Raw genomic sequence first — 14,171 nt, 5'->3', positions numbered from 1 at the left:
CCCGCCGGTGTCAGTGCTCGCGTTCGCCGCTGCCGCGCTCTTGCTCGTACGGCGAATGTCGCCGCGCCGCCTCAGCGCTTACCTCCGCGGCCTGCCCATGCCCCGGCCTGGTCTGGCCGGTCTGCGTCAACCGCAGGGCGTTGTCCAGATCAGGGTTCTCCGCTCGAGTCCGCAGCTCCTGGGCCCACCCGGCCATGTCGTGCTTCAGCGCTGCCGTTTCTTGGGCGCCCAGCCCGCACTCGGCGTACTTCGCGTCCGGGATGCGGGTGGCCGCTGACAGCTGCTCGGCGAACATATCGCGGTCCATCGAGGAGGCTTCGCGCTCGTCGCCGAGCGCCATCAACTCGTCGCGTGTGTACCGGCCGGACCAGGCTGCCGCGGAGAGATCGACGTAGTCCTTGGCATCGCCTCGACCGTATACCGCGCTGACCTTGGAGCCGACCGCATCATCGGCGGAGAGCACCGGGCCGACCTCGGTCTCGACCGGCGGCCGGGTCCGGTAGTCGCGGCCGATGTCGAGCTGGGTCGTGCGGCCGTCCTTCGTCAGCTCGAGCCGGGCGTACTCCGGGTACAGGCGCGGGACCTCGACCTGGTAGCTCTGCTCGGCGTAGGCAGCCCGCAAGTCTGTGACAGCCTGGCCGAAGTCCGTCTGCCGGTCGGTGAAGAGGTCGATGTCCTCGGCCTGCCGGGATCCAATGCCGTGCATCGTGAGGGCGTGGCCGCCGGCGAGGGCGAAACCGCGGTCCTCGATCGCCGACAGCGCGATCCGGGATGCCTTCTCGTGGTCCGGATCCATCATTGCCAGACGCCACCGGAGCCCAGTGCGGCCAGTTGTGGGAACTGGTCGTGCCACCGGCGGACGCAGTACCGGGGTAGCCGGAGCTGCGGCCACAGCTCGATCAGCAGGTCCTTGTTCAGGAAGCGACTTAGGTCCTCGAGCGTCGAGGCCTCGCTGATGACCGTCGTGTACAGCGACACCTGGTCGTCGTGATCGGCCAGGTCGAAGGTGTGTTTCGGGCTCCAGTTGATCGGGACGCCGAGCTCGACGATCCCTGTCCGCGGACCGGTGAGCTGGTCGAGGGACTCCGGGACGACATAGGGGATCCGCGACTCGTGCAGGTCTCCTGGCTTGGTACGGCGGTCCTCGTTCATGCGGCCATTTTCGCCGATCAGGAGCTCAGCCGTTCCGCCCACGCGCCAGCCGTCTCCCGGATCCGCGCGATCAACTCCGCATCGGCGCCGTACCGCTTGAAACCGCTCGCCGGCAGCTGGCTGCCGGCGAGCAACTGGCCGGCGAACATCCGCCGGTCCAGTGGCGTCGCCTCCCGTTGGTCGGCGAGTGCGAGTAGTTCGTCCGGGTCGTAGCGTCCGCTGTCGAGCACGGCTTGGACATCGATCAGATCCCGCGGCTCCAGCCGGGAGTACACCGCGCCGACCTTGCTCCCGACCGCATCCTGCTCGGACAGCACCGGACCGACGTTCAGTCGCACCGGCGGGAAGCCCCGCTGATCGACGCCGAGGTCGACCTTGGCGGTCGCGCCGTCCTTGGCGGCGACGATGAGCCGGGCGAACGCGGGCGCTTGCCGGGCTACCTCGGTCTCCAGACCGTCGTCGCGATAGGCGCCGGTCAGGCGCTCGACCGCCGAGGCGAACCGCTCTGGATCCAGCACGTCGGTGAACAAGTCGATGTCGTCGGAGTCGCGCTCGCCGAAGCCGTGGGCGCGGAGCGCGTAGCCGCCGGCCAGGACGAACCCGTCACCCGCAAGGGCACGCAACCCGACGATCGCCATCCTGCGCTGGAGCGGTTCCATCCCGACAGTTTGCCGAACGCGAACGGCTCGTCCGTCACCTGGTTGCCGCGGAAGGCCAGCTACCCCACCGTGGGATTGTCAGTCCGGGCCGGTACGGCGGAACGGGCGGCTGAGTTGGTCTCGCTGTCGCAGGTGGAAGTCGACCAGTTGGTTGCCGAAGGCCTCTAGTCGCGACATCACCCGCAGCCTATCCGCCCGGACAACGGAAACAGCCGCCGCCCGGGGAGTCCCGGGCGGCGGCTGTTCGTGGTACTGCGGGTTAGTGCATCGCGGCGGCCGCGGAGGCCTCCACGTTCTCGTCGTCCTCGGGCTTCTGCGGGCCGTCGGAACGACCGGCCAGTCGCTGCTCGGGGGTGATCACCGCGAGGATCAGGGCGATCGCCAGGAACGGCAGCGAGACCAGGAAGACGTCTCCCATCGAGTCCACCAGACCGTGCAGGGCCCAGCCCTTCATCGGCTCCTTCAGGCTGTGCAGCGCCTGGACGCTGTTCGCCGCCTTGGCGAGTCCGTCGATCATGGTCTGCGTGGCGTTCGGCACGATATCGCGCAGGTGGACCTCCAGCCGGCTGGTCAGCACCGCGCCGTACACGGCGGTACCGATCGCGCCACCCATGGACCGGAAGAACGTCATCGTCGAGGTCGCCGTGCCCATGTGCTTGCGGGGCACGCTGTTCTGCGCGGCGGTGACGGTGATCTGCATCGACAGACCCAGACCGGCGCCCATGATGAACATGAAGATCGCCAGGTGCCAGTACGGCGTGCTCATCGACAGCGTGGACAGCAGCACCATGGCGCCGCCGACCAGGACCGAGGAGATGATCGGGTAGACCTTGTAGCGGCCGGTCTTGCTCATCAGCTGGCCGCTGGGGATCGAGGCGGCGAAGATACCGACGATCATCGGCAGCAGGGCCAGGCCCGAACGGGTCGGGGACAGGTCCTTGACCGCCTGCAGGTAGAGCGGCAGGAAGATCAGCGCGCCGAACATCGCGAAGCCGAGGAGGAACGCGTACGCGGCGTAGCCCGAGAAGATCCGGCCCTTGAACAGGTCCATCGGGATGATCGGCTCGGCCACCCGCAGTTCGACCAGGACGAACGCGACGGCCAGGACGATCGCGCCGACCAGCAGGGCGATGGTGGTGCCGTTGCCCCAGCCGTTGCCCGGTCCGCTCCAGGAGATCGCGAGCAGCAGCGTGGTGACCGCGCCGGTGACGATCGCGGCGCCGAGGTAGTCGATCTTGTGGCTGCGCCGCACGTGCGGCAGCTTGAGGACGGCGGCCACGATGACCAGCGCGACCAGGCCGATCGGCAGGTTGATCCAGAAGATCCAGCGCCAGCCGGGACCGTCGGTGAGGACACCACCGAGCAGCGGTCCGGCGACCGAGGACAGTCCGAAGACGGCACCGAAGTACCCCATGTACTTGCCGCGCTCGCGCGGCGGGATCACGTCGCCGATGGTGGCGAACGCGAGCGACATCAGACCGCCGGCGCCGAGACCCTGGACGGCGCGGAAGCCGATCAGTTCCTCGATGTTCTGCGACAGTGCGGCCAGCACGGAGCCGGCCAGGAAGGTGACGATCGCCGCGATGAACAGCGGGCGGCGGCCGTAGAGGTCGGAGATCTTGCCCCACAACGGAGTGGAGGCGGTCGAGGTCAACAGGTAGGCGGTGACCACCCAGGACAGCTTGTCCAGGCTGTTGAACTCACTGACGATCTGCGGCAGCGCGGTTCCGACGATGCTCTGGTCGAGAGCGGCCAGGAACATGCCGGCCATCAGGCCGCCGAGAATCACCAGGATCTGCTTGTGTGACAGATAGTTTGGTGCGCTGGGTTCAGGCGCGGCGCCGCCGGCGGTGGCGGGCTCGGTCGTGCTCATTGGCTATTCTCCACGTTCTCTTCGGAATTCAGGTGCGCGGCGGCAGCGGCCGGCTTGCGCTGGGCGGCCATCGCGGCGGCCCAGCCCTTGTCGGCCCAGGCGCGTCCGTCGGCGCGGTCGTCGACAAGACTGGTGACCCCTTCGGCGAACCGGGTCATCAACTTCTCGAAGGTCTCGATGTCGGAGTCCGTCCAGCCGTCCATGGCCCGGCTGAGCAACTCCATCCGGCGCTTGGAGGCGGCTTCCCACTCCTGGGTGCCCTGCTCGGTCAGCTCGACCCGGAAGGCGCGGCCGTCGTCGGGGTCGGCGGAGCGGCGGACCAGGCCCACCTGCTCGAGCGACCGGACGTGCCGGCTGGCGGTCGAGGCGTCGATCTCCATCTTGCCGGCCAGATCCGACAGCCGCAGCGCGCCGTTGCACCGCAGCACGAACAGCGCCAGGTGGGCGCTGGGGTCGATCGTGTCACCGGGTTGCTTCGCCTTCAGCCGGCGGCCGATCCGGGTGAACGCGTGCAGCACGCCCTCCACCGGCGTCTGAGGCATCCATCCGTCATTTACATGCATGGTGCAAGCATATACATGCTTGCGTGATGCACGCAAATGAGTTTCCGACTATGTTTGCAGGGCGGCAAGTCGTTAACCACACGTAGTTCACCGATCACGCACAGGCAATTTCCAGGCTGCCGGAGCCGGTCGGGGAGGGGTGGGGTTTGATGAGTCGGGTCGGCTGACGAGGAAGGGACTGGGATGCAGAAGGTTGCGGTGGTGACCGGGGGTGGGTCCGGGCTCGGACGGGAGATGGCGCTGGCCCTCGCGGCTGTCGGTTTCCAGGTGACGGTGACCGGGCGGACGGAGACCAGACTCCGTGAGACCGCGGCCGCCGCCGAGGGAGTGGCCGGTGTCGGTGCGGCCGGGGTCGGCGAGGTGCGCACCGCAGTACTGGATGTGGCGGACGGGTCAGCCGTCTCGGCGTTCTTCCAGTCACTCGATCGGATCGACCTGCTCGTGAACAACGCGGGTACGGGGTCGCCGGCGGCCGCAGTACAGGACGTGACGGATGAGGACTGGCGGCAGGTGATCGACACCAACCTGACCGGCTCGTTCCTGTGCGCGCGGGAGGCCTTCGCGCTGATGCTGCGGCAGGACCCCAAAGGTGGCCGGATCATCAACAACGGCTCCATCTCGGCGCACGTGCCGAGGCCGCACGGGATCGCCTACACCGCGAGCAAGCACGCGATCAGCGGCCTGACCAAGGGACTCGAGCTCGAAGGTCGCGCCCACGGCATCACCTGCGGTCAGATCGACATCGGCAACGCCGCCACCTCGATGACCGCCAGGATGAGCCAGGGTGTCCTCCAACCGGACGGCTCCACTGCCGTAGAGCCCACCTTCGACCCGAGGGTCGTCGCCGACTTCGTGGTCCAGATCGCCCAACTCCCCACCACGGTCGCCGTGCCCACCCTCACCGTCATGGCCGCCGGCATGCCGTACGCCGGCCGCGGCTAGTACTCCGACCCGCCACGCCTCTCCTCCGTCGGCGCTCCAACCCGCCCGGGTTCGCCGCTCCTGCGTCGCGCCTCGGTTCGCCGTACGCCGGACCTGGGCCGTCTACGATCCGACAGGTGGGGATCTTCTCTCGGAAGCGGCGGGTCAGTACTGAGGGGCTTCGGCTCGATCAGTCCTGGGATGATCCGGAGCTCGACGCGGCGTACGCGGCTGTTCGTGCGGGGGATGATCTGTCGGCCGGGCTGGGACTGCTGAAGGCGAGCCCGATCAGTACCGATCTGCGGGCGATCCGGATGACCGGGCTGGCGAATGCCGCGATCGGGCGGAGTGAGCAGCTCGAGTTGCGGCTGCAGGCGATACCGGGGGATCCGGAGCTGCTCGTGTGGCTGGCGCAGACGCTGGTCTTCGAGGCGTGGGGGGTGCGGACCGCCCAGCGGGCCGTGAACGTGTCGTCGCGGCAGTTCGCCACCTTCCACGACATCCTGCGGACCGCGAACGACGTGATCACGGCCGCGATCGACGCCGCGCCGGACGACGCCACGCCGTGGTGTCCGCTGCAGTGGGTCGCGCTCGGCCTGCAGTTCTCGGCGCGGGACAAGGAACTCGTCTTCGCCAACGCGGTGGCGCGGCAGCCGGACTCGTACCTCGTGCACGCCCGGCAGGTGCAGATCCTCGCGCCGAAGTGGACCCGGGGGCCGGTCGAGGATCTCCTCCGGTTCGGCCGGGACACGGCGTACAAGACGCAGCCGTACCGGGCGCTCGGTACCGGGATCCTGTCGCTGGTGCTCGCCGAGGCGATCGTCGACATCGCCCAAGACGCGACGAGGCCGCAGGCGGAGCGCGACGCCCGGTTGCAGTCCCTGATCCTCGATCGCCGCGACATGCTCCTGGACGCTCGCGCCAACTGGTGGCGCCCCGGCCACCACCCCGAACCGGCCGACATCGAGACCCATCAGGCGGCCGCCTACACACTCCGCCTCCTCAGGCGCCCGGAACTGGCCATGGAGCACGCCGCCCACACCAAGGGCCGCGTCAGCTTCAACCCCTGGGCCATGTCCGCCGAAGGCCACGATGCCCTAACCGGCTTCGCCACCGCCGTAGCCGACAAAATGCGCACCTGACGAGTACTCCGGCCTACCCGCGCGCCTCCTGCCGACGGAGGGGCAAGTGCTCAAAAGCACAAGAGATTTGTCGGGAGGGGCGTCTAGTGTCCTGGTGTGGATGATCAGCGGGAGTCCTTGGTGCATGCTCGTGGGCTGCGGAAGTCCTACGGGGACTTCGAGGCGGTTGCGGGGATCGACCTGGACGTCTGGAAAGGGGAGGCCTTCGGGTTTCTCGGGCCGAACGGGGCGGGCAAGTCGTCGACCATGCGGATGATCGGGGCGGTGTCGCCGATCAGTGGCGGGGTGCTGCGGATCCTCGGGATGGATCCGGCCACGGACGGGCCGGCGATCCGGGCGCGGCTCGGGGTGTGCCCGCAGGACGACACGCTCGACACCGAGCTGTCCGTGCACGAGAACCTGACGGTCTACGGCCGGTACTTCGGGCTCAGCCGGGCCGAGTGCCGGGAGCGGGCCGACGAGTTGCTCACCTTCGTCGCGCTGACGGAGAAGGCCAAGGAGAAGGTCGACGAGCTGTCCGGCGGGATGAAGCGGCGGCTGACGATCGCGCGGTCGCTGGTGAGCAAGCCCGACCTGCTGCTGCTCGACGAGCCGACCACCGGGCTCGACCCGCAGGCCCGGCACCTGTTGTGGGACAAGCTGTTCCGGCTGAAGCAGAGTGGCGTGACCCTGATCATCACGACGCACTACATGGACGAGGCGGAGCAGTTGTGCGACCGGCTGGTGGTGATGGACGGCGGCCGGATCGCGGCCGAGGGATCACCGGCCGAGCTGATCCGCGACTACTCGACGCGCGAGGTGACCGAGCTGCGGTTCGGCCCGGACGTGATGTCCGCGGACCACGATGCGTTGGCCGGCAAGGTGGAGGACCTCGCCCAGCGCATCGAAGTACTGCCTGATCGGCTGTTGCTCTACACCGACGACGGTGAGCGGGCGGTCGCGGCGGTGCACGAGCGCGGGCTGGAGCCGGCGGCCGTGCTCGTACGCCGGTCCACCCTCGAGGACGTCTTCCTGCGGCTCACCGGCCGGACTTTGGTCGACTGATGAGCGTCACCGCGATCGAGAACGGCCGCCGCCAGTTCGACTACTGGGCGACCGTCTACAAGCGCACCTGGAAGGGCAGCCTGGTCAGCAGCTTCCTGCTGCCGCTGCTCTACCTGGCCGCGATGGGGATCGGCCTGGGCTCGTTCGTCGACGAGAACGGGACGGGCGCGCTCGGCGGCGTCAGCTACCTGCAGTACATCGCGCCCGGCCTGCTCGCGGCGACCGCGCTGCAGATCGCCGTGGGGGAGTCGACCTACCCGGTGATGGGCGGGATCAAGTGGCAGAAATTCTACTTCTCGATGATCGCGACCCCGTTGCGCCCTGCCGACGTGATGTACGGGCAGCTCGCGTTCATCGCCTTCCGCGTGTTCACCACCTGCGCGGTGTTCACGGCGGTGATCGCCGCGTTCGGTGGACTCGCCTCGCCGTGGGGACTGCTCGGGCTGCCGGTTGCCCTGCTCGTCGGGATGGCCGCGTCCGCGCCGGTCTGCGCGGTGGCGACCCGGCTCGACAACGACTCCGGGTTCGCGATGATCTACCGCTTCGGGGTGGTCCCGGCCTTCCTGTTCTCCGGCGCGTTCTTCCCGGTCTCCCAGCTGCCGGACTGGATCGAGTGGCTGGCGTACCTGAGCCCGCTGTGGCACGCGGTCGAGCTGTCCCGTGACTTGAGCCTGAACACAGTCGAGCCGCTGCCGGCCCTCGGCAACCTCGCCTATCTAGCCGCCTGGTTCGCCGTCGGCACCTGGTTCGCGGTGCGCGGCCTGACCCGGAGGTTGATCAGCTGATGGCGACACTCACTGCCCGGGTGCTCCCGGTCCCGCTTCGCCCCGGCAACGGGCGGCAGCTGGTCGAGCGGAACTTCCTGGTCTACAAGCGGTCCTGGATCGTCTTCGTGTCCGGCTTCTTCGAGCCGGTGTTCTATCTGCTCTCGATCGGTCTCGGCGTCGCCCAGCTGGTCGGCGACTTCACCCTGTCCGACGGCACCGTGATCGGGTACGCCGCCTTCGTGGCTCCGGCGATGCTCGCGAGCTCAGCGATGAACGGCGCGATCTTCGACTCGACGTACAACATCTTCTTCCGGATGAAGTACGCGAGGTTGTACGACTCGATGCTCGCCACACCGCTCAGACCGTGGGACGTCGCGACCGGCGAGGTGACCTGGGCGCTGCTGCGCGGCGCGTGCTACTCGGCGATGTTCATCCTGGTGATGCTCGTGATGGGGCTGGTCGAGTCGTGGTGGGCGCTGCTGGCGTTGCCGGCGTCGGTGCTGATCGGGTACGCGTTCGCCGGCGCGGGGATGGCGCTGACCACCTTCATGCGGAGCTGGCAGGACTTCGAGTTCGTCCAGCTCGCGACGATCCCGATGTTCCTCTTCTCGGCCACCTTCTACCCGGTCGAGACGTACCCCGACTGGATCCGCTGGCTGGTCGAGATCACCCCGCTCTACCAGGGCGTCGCGCTCGAACGCGCTTTCACCACCGGCAACGTCAGCTGGACCCTGGTGATCAACGCCCTGTACCTCGTCGCGATGGGCACCGCCGGTATGTACGTCGCGTCCCGCCGCCTCGGCAAACTCCTCCTCAAGTGAGGCAACTCCTGCTCAACTGACGAGGCTGCGGAGCCACCAATGGGCGCCGTCGATCATCGCCTCGGCGCTCGGCCCGGAAAGGTGGTCCGGCAGGTGGAGCGAGGTCATCACCTGGTGCAGCGCGCCGAGTTCCTGGGCCAGCGCGAGAGCCCGGCGCAGGTCGGCCGGCTCGGCGTACTCCTCCCACTCGCCGAGATAGGCGTCCGTCAGCCGCGGATCCTCCGAGATCGGCGAGCGCCTCTCGACGAAGGTCACCAGGTCGAGGAACGGGTGCGACACCGCCGCGTCCGTCCAGTCGAAGGCGAGCACCGATCCGTCGCGTACGGCGAGGTTCCGCGGATGCAGATCACCGTGTAGCAGCGTCTCCGGTACGCCGATCGCCGCGAGCTCGGTGATTGCCTCGCGCAACTCCTTCGCACGCCGCGGCAACCGCGCCCGCTCGGCAGCTTCGAGCCGCTCGGTGGCAGGGTTCGGCCCGAACAGCCGGTCGATCTCCCCGTCCAGTACTGCGAGCCGTCGGTCGACGCAGGTGAACTCCAGCAGCCGATCGGCCTGATCCGCATAGCTGCGCTGCAACCGGGCGTGACCCCGCAGCGAGTCGATCCACACCTCGACCTTCGGCTCGGTGGCGAGCGGCGGCCCGAGATCCGGCAGCAGCATCCACACCTGCTTCTCGTCGATCGCCAGAGGCTCCGGTACGGATCCCGGCCGATCGTCAGCGAGCCGCCTCAGCAGCAGCGGTTCATGCGCGAACAGCAACGGCAACGCGTCCACCCGCGCGGGCCGGATCGTGCTGGAGTGCGCGAGCGCCTTGAAGTAGACGTCACCCATCGCGGTCGGACACCGCAGTACGTTCGACAGCCCCCACGACCGCACCTGAGCCGGTACGCCGGTCCGTGGTGATCCCGCCGCGTCGAGTTGCTCGTCGATCCAGCCGAGCGCGTCGGCGTACCAGCCGGGTTTCGTCCACAGCGGCGTGACCGGGTGGCCGGACGGCAGCGCGAGGTGCTCTCGCGCCGCGGTGACCAGTGGATCATCGACCTCCGCGACCCAGCGCGCATCCGATGGGATCGCGCCGACGCTTTCCAGCAGGTAGGCAGTCACGTCCGGCTGTCTGTCGAGGCACACCAGCACGTCGGCGTCGAGACCGAGCTCCGAGTGGAAAGCACGCAACGGCGTCTCGACGTCCGGGAACCAGAACCCGTCCGCGAGCTCCACCTGCGGAAGTCCCGACGGCAGCACGAGCACCGCCTCGTCCTCTGGACGCACCACCACAGCCGTGACCTTCAAAGCGATCTCCTCATCGGCGGGATCCAGCAGCGAGCCTCCGTGAGCTCACCAGTCCAGATGACGCTCGCCGAGGCGGTCGGCGTACCAGGCCTGGATCGCCTCGACCGTGGCTGCAGGCAGCGGCTCGGCGGCAGCGGCGATGCTGGTCTGCAGGTGCTCGACCGAGCGGGTGCCCGGGATGACCGTGGACACGCTGTCGTTGGCGAGCAGGAACCGCAGCGACGCGTCGACGAGGCTCAGGCCGGACGGCAGCAGCCCGCGCAATTCGTCGACCAGACCGGCCCGCAGCGCGACGTCGTCGGCGGACCAGCGGGACCGCACATCGTCGAACGTGCTGTCCGCGCCATAGCGACCCGAAAGCCAGCCGGATTCGAGCGGGACCTTCACGATGACTCCGGCGCCCCGCGCGGCCGCCGCCGAGACCGCCGGCCAGGTCTCCTGGTAGAGGGCGGACATCCGTACCTCGAGGACCTGCGAATCGGTGTCGGTCAGCACCGTGCGGACATCGCGGTCGTAGTCGACCGATGCGCCATAGGCGCGGACCAACCCTTTGGCTCGCAAGGTCTCGAGCGCCTCGTAGTGCTCGGCGCTGTTCAGCACGTCCGCCGGCGGGCTGTGCAGGATCACGAAGTCGATGTAGTCGACGCCCATCCGCTCCGCGCTGCCCTCGACCGATGACGCGATCGCGCCGACCGACCAGTCGGTGCGGCCGTCGTGGGTGGGGCCGACCTTCGTGCAGAGCACGAACTTGCCGCGGGGCACGCTCTTCAATGCCCGGCCCAGGTTGAGCTCGCTCTGGCCGTCTGCGTAGGCGGGCGCGGTGTCCAGGAAGTTCACGCCGGCGTCCAGCGCGGCGTGCACGATCCGCACCGCCTCGTCCGGGTCGGGGCCGGTCGGCCAGCTCGCGGGCCGCCCGAGCTGCCACGCTCCCAGCCCGATCACGCTGACGTCGATACCGGTGGAGCCGAAGGGGCGTGTCTGCAGTGTCATGCCGCACAACCTAACCGGTGGTCATCACTGCCAGCACCGAATTAAGGCGGCCCGAGTCACGCTCAGCAAGTAACCATCAGAGAGGGAAAGGCCACCAGCTCACCTGTCTGTGGATCTCCTGATCGTTGGAACCCAGCGGCAACGCCACGTCGATGTCACGGTCGCCAAGGCTGCCAGGTGTGAACCACCAGATCCCTCGCTTCTTCACCCGAGCGATGACCAGCCTGTCGTTGTCGCTGGGCGGGCCGGAGGGCACGAAGAACAGGCCGTGGTTGTCGTCAGGATTTGCCAGGACGATCGAGCTGTCCGGCCGTTTGATCGTGGCGCGCGAGTCCGGGTCCTGGGACCGAATCGAGGGGCCGTGGCCGCTGGTTTCGAACCTGTTGTTCCTGCCCGGCTTGGTCAGATGCTCGCCCGGTTCCAGCACGAGTTCGGCGCCGGTCGCCGTGGCTGTCGCGATGGCGTTGACCAGCGCATCCACGTCATCCGCCGATGGCGCCAACACAATTGGATCGATGATTGGTCAGAACCCCCAAACCGGCGTTTGCCCACTCGCCGATCTTTCGGGACTGGCCCTGGTCGGCGTACGTGTCAACGACGCGCAGGCGCCCTGCCGCCACGCTGGATCCACCTTGGCGGCTGCAAGGGTCAGCTGGCGGCACGCCAGCTGGACGGCGTACCGCTGATTCCGAGCGAGTGGCGGTGGCCGCCGGTGCTGTCCATCATCCAGATCACCGGAGTGACGCCCAGGCCCGGATTATCGGGGTTGTAGACGCCAGGTCCGCGACCGTAGGTCAGCCAGCGTCCGTCCGGCGACCAGACCGGGCTCAGTTCCTGGAGGTCCGGAGTGTTCGTCAACCGCCGGATCGCCCCGGACGCGACGTCGACCAGCCACAGGTCTCCCAGTGCCTCGACCGCGAGCTGGTTCTCCTTCGGGTTCCAATCGAGGCGGTAGGCGCCTGCCATCGGGATGACCTTGCGGGTGTGTGCGCCGTCCGCGCTGTAGATCCGGACGTCGTTGTAGGTCGAGGTCGCGAACCGGTGTCCCTTCGGCTCCCAGGTCGGAACCAGGTCGTTGCTGTCGTGCGCACCGGTCAGGTTCGTCCAGCCGGAGGCGTAGCCATCCTTGCTGACCGACCAGATGTCGCCCGCGGACTCGGCGATGATCCACTGGCCGTCTGGCGACCAGCGCGGATACGCGGGCCCGGACGCCGCGTCGACGAGCCACCGGTCGTCGGTGCCGTCGGCGGCCATGATGCGGAAGCTCCACCCGTCGAGATAGGCGATCCGGGTGCCGTCAGGCGAGTAGTCCGGCGAGTAAACCAGCCTCTCCCCGATATCCTGCCCACCCTGCCCTGTCGGCAGCACGCTCTTGAGGCGGCTCTCCAGATCGACGTACAAGATGCGTCCGCCAGGCGCCGGCGCAGCGGCGTACGCCGAGGTGCCCGGCACCACCACCAGAACCACGGCCACCACCGCAATGAACAGTTTGCGAGAACCACGCATGACAATCCCCCTTCGCCGACTCCGCTGAGAACACGGCTACCAGGCTCGATGCAGTCAGGACCGCGGAAGTTGCGAAACCGCGAGCGCCCACCCGACGACCGGCTGACGTGGGTCCCGTAGGCGAACGCCACGCCGGCGGCGATCGCGGCCGAGTCTGAGCAAGATAGAGGAGGCGTCACAAGCCGGTAAATGCGGCCGGGCCCGGGGGTTGCGGTCGTAGTGTGAGCGGGTGAGCATCACCGCGGCGGACATCGCCAGGGCAGCGGACCTGCTGCATGACGTGGTCGCGCCTACCCCGCTGGAGTACTCCCGCTGGCTGAGCGAGCTCGTCGGCGGCGACGTGTTCCTGAAGTGCGAGAACCTGCAGCGGACCGGGTCGTTCAAGCTGCGCGGGGCGTACGTCCGGATGGCTCGGCTGCCCAAGAGGGACCGGGCCCGCGGCGTGGTCGCTGCCAGCGCGGGGAACCACGCGCAGGGTGTCGCGCTCGCCGCGCAACTGCTCGGGATCAAGGCGACGGTGTTCATGCCACACGGCGCGCCGATCCCGAAGGAGAAGGCGACCCGCGCGTACGGGGCCGAGATCCGCTTCGCCGGCACCTCGATCGACGACTGCCTGACGGCGGCGCGCGAGTTCGAGGCCGAGACCGGGGCGATCCTGATCCACCCGTTCGACCACGAGGACATCGTTGCGGGGCAGGCGACCACCGGGCTGGAGATCGTGGAGCAGTGCCCGCAAGTCCGGACGGTCGTCGTACCGACCGGTGGTGGCGGGCTGATCGCGGGGATCGCGCTGGCGATGCAGCGCGACGGGATGCCGATCGAGGTGGTCGGGGTACAGGCGAAGGGAGCTGCCGCCTACCCGGCCTCGCTCGCGGCCGGCGAGCCGCTACAGCTCGAGCAGATGGCGACGATGGCCGACGGGATCGCGGTCGGCCTGCCGGGGACGGTCCCGTTCGAGACGATCCAGCGGTACGTCAGCGAGGTGCGCACGGTCGACGAGGATTCGTTGTCCGAGGCCCTCTTGCTGATCCTCGAACGGGCCAAGCTGGTGGTCGAACCAGCAGGCGCGGCCGCCGTGGCCGCGGTACTGGATGAGCCGGCGCGGTTCAAACCCCCTGTCGTGGTGGTCCTTTCCGGCGGCAACATCGATCCGCTGCTGCTGATGCGGGTGATCCGGCACGGCATGGCCGCCGCCGGTCGCTACATGTCGCTCAGGGTGCGCATCCCCGACACCCCGGGCGGGCTGGCGACACTGCTGTCCCGGCTGGCGGAGGTGGATGCGAACATCATCGAGGTGTTGCACGAACGCATCTCGAAGACGCTGAACCTGGACGAGGTCGAGGTGGCGTTGCAGCTCGAGACCCGCGGTGAGGATCACCGGGAACGGGTCTTGGCCAGTCTGAGCGGCAACGGGTACACGTACACGCTGAACTGAGGAGCCCG

At 68.5% G+C, this 14,171-nt stretch carries 15 protein-coding genes; 6 read left to right on the top strand and 9 right to left on the bottom strand.

The annotated features are described in order from the left end of the window. Positions 1 to 10 precede the first annotated feature (10 nt). The 5 genes from EV644_RS35455 to EV644_RS35435 all read right to left on the bottom strand — a co-directional run bounded on the left by EV644_RS35455 (position 11) and on the right by EV644_RS35435 (position 4,226). Complete coding sequence (locus EV644_RS35455) at positions 11 to 799, bottom strand: nucleotidyl transferase AbiEii/AbiGii toxin family protein (protein ID WP_132194454.1); 789 nt, start codon at positions 797 to 799, stop codon at positions 11 to 13. Next, positions 796 to 1,152, bottom strand: coding sequence for a hypothetical protein (locus EV644_RS35450; protein ID WP_132194456.1), 357 nt, complete (start codon positions 1,150 to 1,152; stop codon positions 796 to 798). Before EV644_RS35450 ends, EV644_RS35455 begins: the two co-directional genes overlap by 4 nt. A 17-nt stretch (positions 1,153 to 1,169) precedes the next feature. Beyond that, on the bottom strand, positions 1,170 to 1,811 hold the full coding sequence (locus tag EV644_RS35445; RefSeq protein WP_132194458.1) for a nucleotidyl transferase AbiEii/AbiGii toxin family protein: 642 nt from the start codon (positions 1,809 to 1,811) through the stop codon (positions 1,170 to 1,172). Between the two features lie 259 nt (positions 1,812 to 2,070). After that, positions 2,071 to 3,684, bottom strand: a complete 1,614-nt coding sequence (locus tag EV644_RS35440; RefSeq protein WP_132194460.1) for an MDR family MFS transporter — start codon at positions 3,682 to 3,684, stop codon at positions 2,071 to 2,073. Next, a complete protein-coding gene (locus tag EV644_RS35435; RefSeq protein ID WP_241999224.1) occupies positions 3,681 to 4,226 on the bottom strand; it encodes a MarR family winged helix-turn-helix transcriptional regulator in 546 nt (181 codons plus the stop codon). The genes EV644_RS35440 and EV644_RS35435 overlap by 4 nt, the downstream gene beginning before the upstream one ends. 204 nt (positions 4,227 to 4,430) lie before the next feature. Between EV644_RS35435 and EV644_RS35430 the strand changes: the two genes are divergently transcribed. From EV644_RS35430 to EV644_RS35410, 5 genes are all read left to right on the top strand, one after another. Continuing rightward, positions 4,431 to 5,189, top strand: coding sequence for an SDR family oxidoreductase (locus EV644_RS35430; protein ID WP_132194462.1), 759 nt, complete (start codon positions 4,431 to 4,433; stop codon positions 5,187 to 5,189). 116 nt (positions 5,190 to 5,305) lie between these two features. Beyond that, entirely contained in the window at positions 5,306 to 6,310 is a 1,005-nt protein-coding gene (locus EV644_RS35425) for a hypothetical protein (RefSeq protein WP_132194464.1), read from the top strand. A 96-nt stretch (positions 6,311 to 6,406) separates the two neighbouring features. Next, positions 6,407 to 7,354, top strand: a complete 948-nt coding sequence (locus EV644_RS35420; protein ID WP_132194466.1) for an ABC transporter ATP-binding protein — start codon at positions 6,407 to 6,409, stop codon at positions 7,352 to 7,354. Next, positions 7,354 to 8,139 carry an ABC transporter permease gene (locus EV644_RS35415; protein ID WP_132194468.1) on the top strand — a complete coding sequence of 262 codons (786 nt, stop codon included), beginning with the start codon at positions 7,354 to 7,356 and terminating at the stop codon, positions 8,137 to 8,139. The genes EV644_RS35420 and EV644_RS35415 overlap by 1 nt, the downstream gene beginning before the upstream one ends. Beyond that, positions 8,139 to 8,942 (top strand): ABC transporter permease, encoded by an 804-nt coding sequence (locus EV644_RS35410; RefSeq protein ID WP_132194470.1) that lies wholly within the window; start codon positions 8,139 to 8,141, stop codon positions 8,940 to 8,942. The genes EV644_RS35415 and EV644_RS35410 overlap by 1 nt, the downstream gene beginning before the upstream one ends. Before the next feature lie 12 nt (positions 8,943 to 8,954). Here EV644_RS35410 and EV644_RS35405 read toward each other — a convergent pair whose 3' ends face one another. From EV644_RS35405 to EV644_RS35390, 4 genes are all read right to left on the bottom strand, one after another. Further along, entirely contained in the window at positions 8,955 to 10,232 is a 1,278-nt protein-coding gene (locus EV644_RS35405) for an aminoglycoside phosphotransferase family protein (RefSeq protein WP_132194472.1), read from the bottom strand. A gap of 45 nt (positions 10,233 to 10,277) precedes the next feature. Beyond that, a complete protein-coding gene (locus tag EV644_RS35400; RefSeq protein WP_241999226.1) occupies positions 10,278 to 11,222 on the bottom strand; it encodes an aldo/keto reductase in 945 nt (314 codons plus the stop codon). A 76-nt stretch (positions 11,223 to 11,298) separates the two neighbouring features. Next, positions 11,299 to 11,703, bottom strand: coding sequence for a hypothetical protein (locus EV644_RS35395; protein WP_132194474.1), 405 nt, complete (start codon positions 11,701 to 11,703; stop codon positions 11,299 to 11,301). Between the two features lie 167 nt (positions 11,704 to 11,870). Then, on the bottom strand, positions 11,871 to 12,728 hold the full coding sequence (locus tag EV644_RS35390) for a PD40 domain-containing protein (protein WP_132194476.1): 858 nt from the start codon (positions 12,726 to 12,728) through the stop codon (positions 11,871 to 11,873). Positions 12,729 to 12,957: 229 nt separating this feature from the next. On the opposite strand from EV644_RS35390, the gene ilvA reads away from it, so the two are divergent. Further along, positions 12,958 to 14,163 carry a threonine ammonia-lyase gene (gene ilvA, locus EV644_RS35385; RefSeq protein WP_132194478.1) on the top strand — a complete coding sequence of 402 codons (1,206 nt, stop codon included), beginning with the start codon at positions 12,958 to 12,960 and terminating at the stop codon, positions 14,161 to 14,163. The last annotated feature ends 8 nt before the right edge of the window (positions 14,164 to 14,171 follow it).

It is taken from the genome of Kribbella orskensis (genome assembly GCF_004342085.1).
Lineage (GTDB): Bacteria > Actinomycetota > Actinomycetes > Propionibacteriales > Kribbellaceae > Kribbella > Kribbella orskensis.
Note: the sequence above shows the minus strand (reverse complement) of the source record. Positions and strands in the feature narration are given on the sequence as shown.

Bases quoted from the DNA above. Each gene is read 5' to 3' on its own strand.
- EV644_RS35455 (WP_132194454.1), bottom strand. From the start codon at position 799: ATGATGGATCCGGACCACGAGAAGGCATCCCGGATCGCGCTGTCGGCG.
- EV644_RS35450 (WP_132194456.1), bottom strand. From the start codon at position 1,152: ATGAACGAGGACCGCCGTACCAAGCCAGGAGACCTGCACGAGTCGCGG.
- EV644_RS35445 (WP_132194458.1), bottom strand. From the start codon at position 1,811: ATGGAACCGCTCCAGCGCAGGATGGCGATCGTCGGGTTGCGTGCCCTT.
- EV644_RS35440 (WP_132194460.1), bottom strand. From the start codon at position 3,684: ATGAGCACGACCGAGCCCGCCACCGCCGGCGGCGCCGCGCCTGAACCC.
- EV644_RS35435 (WP_241999224.1), bottom strand. From the start codon at position 4,226: ATGCCTCAGACGCCGGTGGAGGGCGTGCTGCACGCGTTCACCCGGATC.
- EV644_RS35430 (WP_132194462.1), top strand. From the start codon at position 4,431: ATGCAGAAGGTTGCGGTGGTGACCGGGGGTGGGTCCGGGCTCGGACGG.
- EV644_RS35415 (WP_132194468.1), top strand. From the start codon at position 7,354: ATGAGCGTCACCGCGATCGAGAACGGCCGCCGCCAGTTCGACTACTGG.
- EV644_RS35410 (WP_132194470.1), top strand. From the start codon at position 8,139: ATGGCGACACTCACTGCCCGGGTGCTCCCGGTCCCGCTTCGCCCCGGC.
- EV644_RS35400 (WP_241999226.1), bottom strand. From the start codon at position 11,222: ATGACACTGCAGACACGCCCCTTCGGCTCCACCGGTATCGACGTCAGC.
- EV644_RS35390 (WP_132194476.1), bottom strand. From the start codon at position 12,728: ATGCGTGGTTCTCGCAAACTGTTCATTGCGGTGGTGGCCGTGGTTCTG.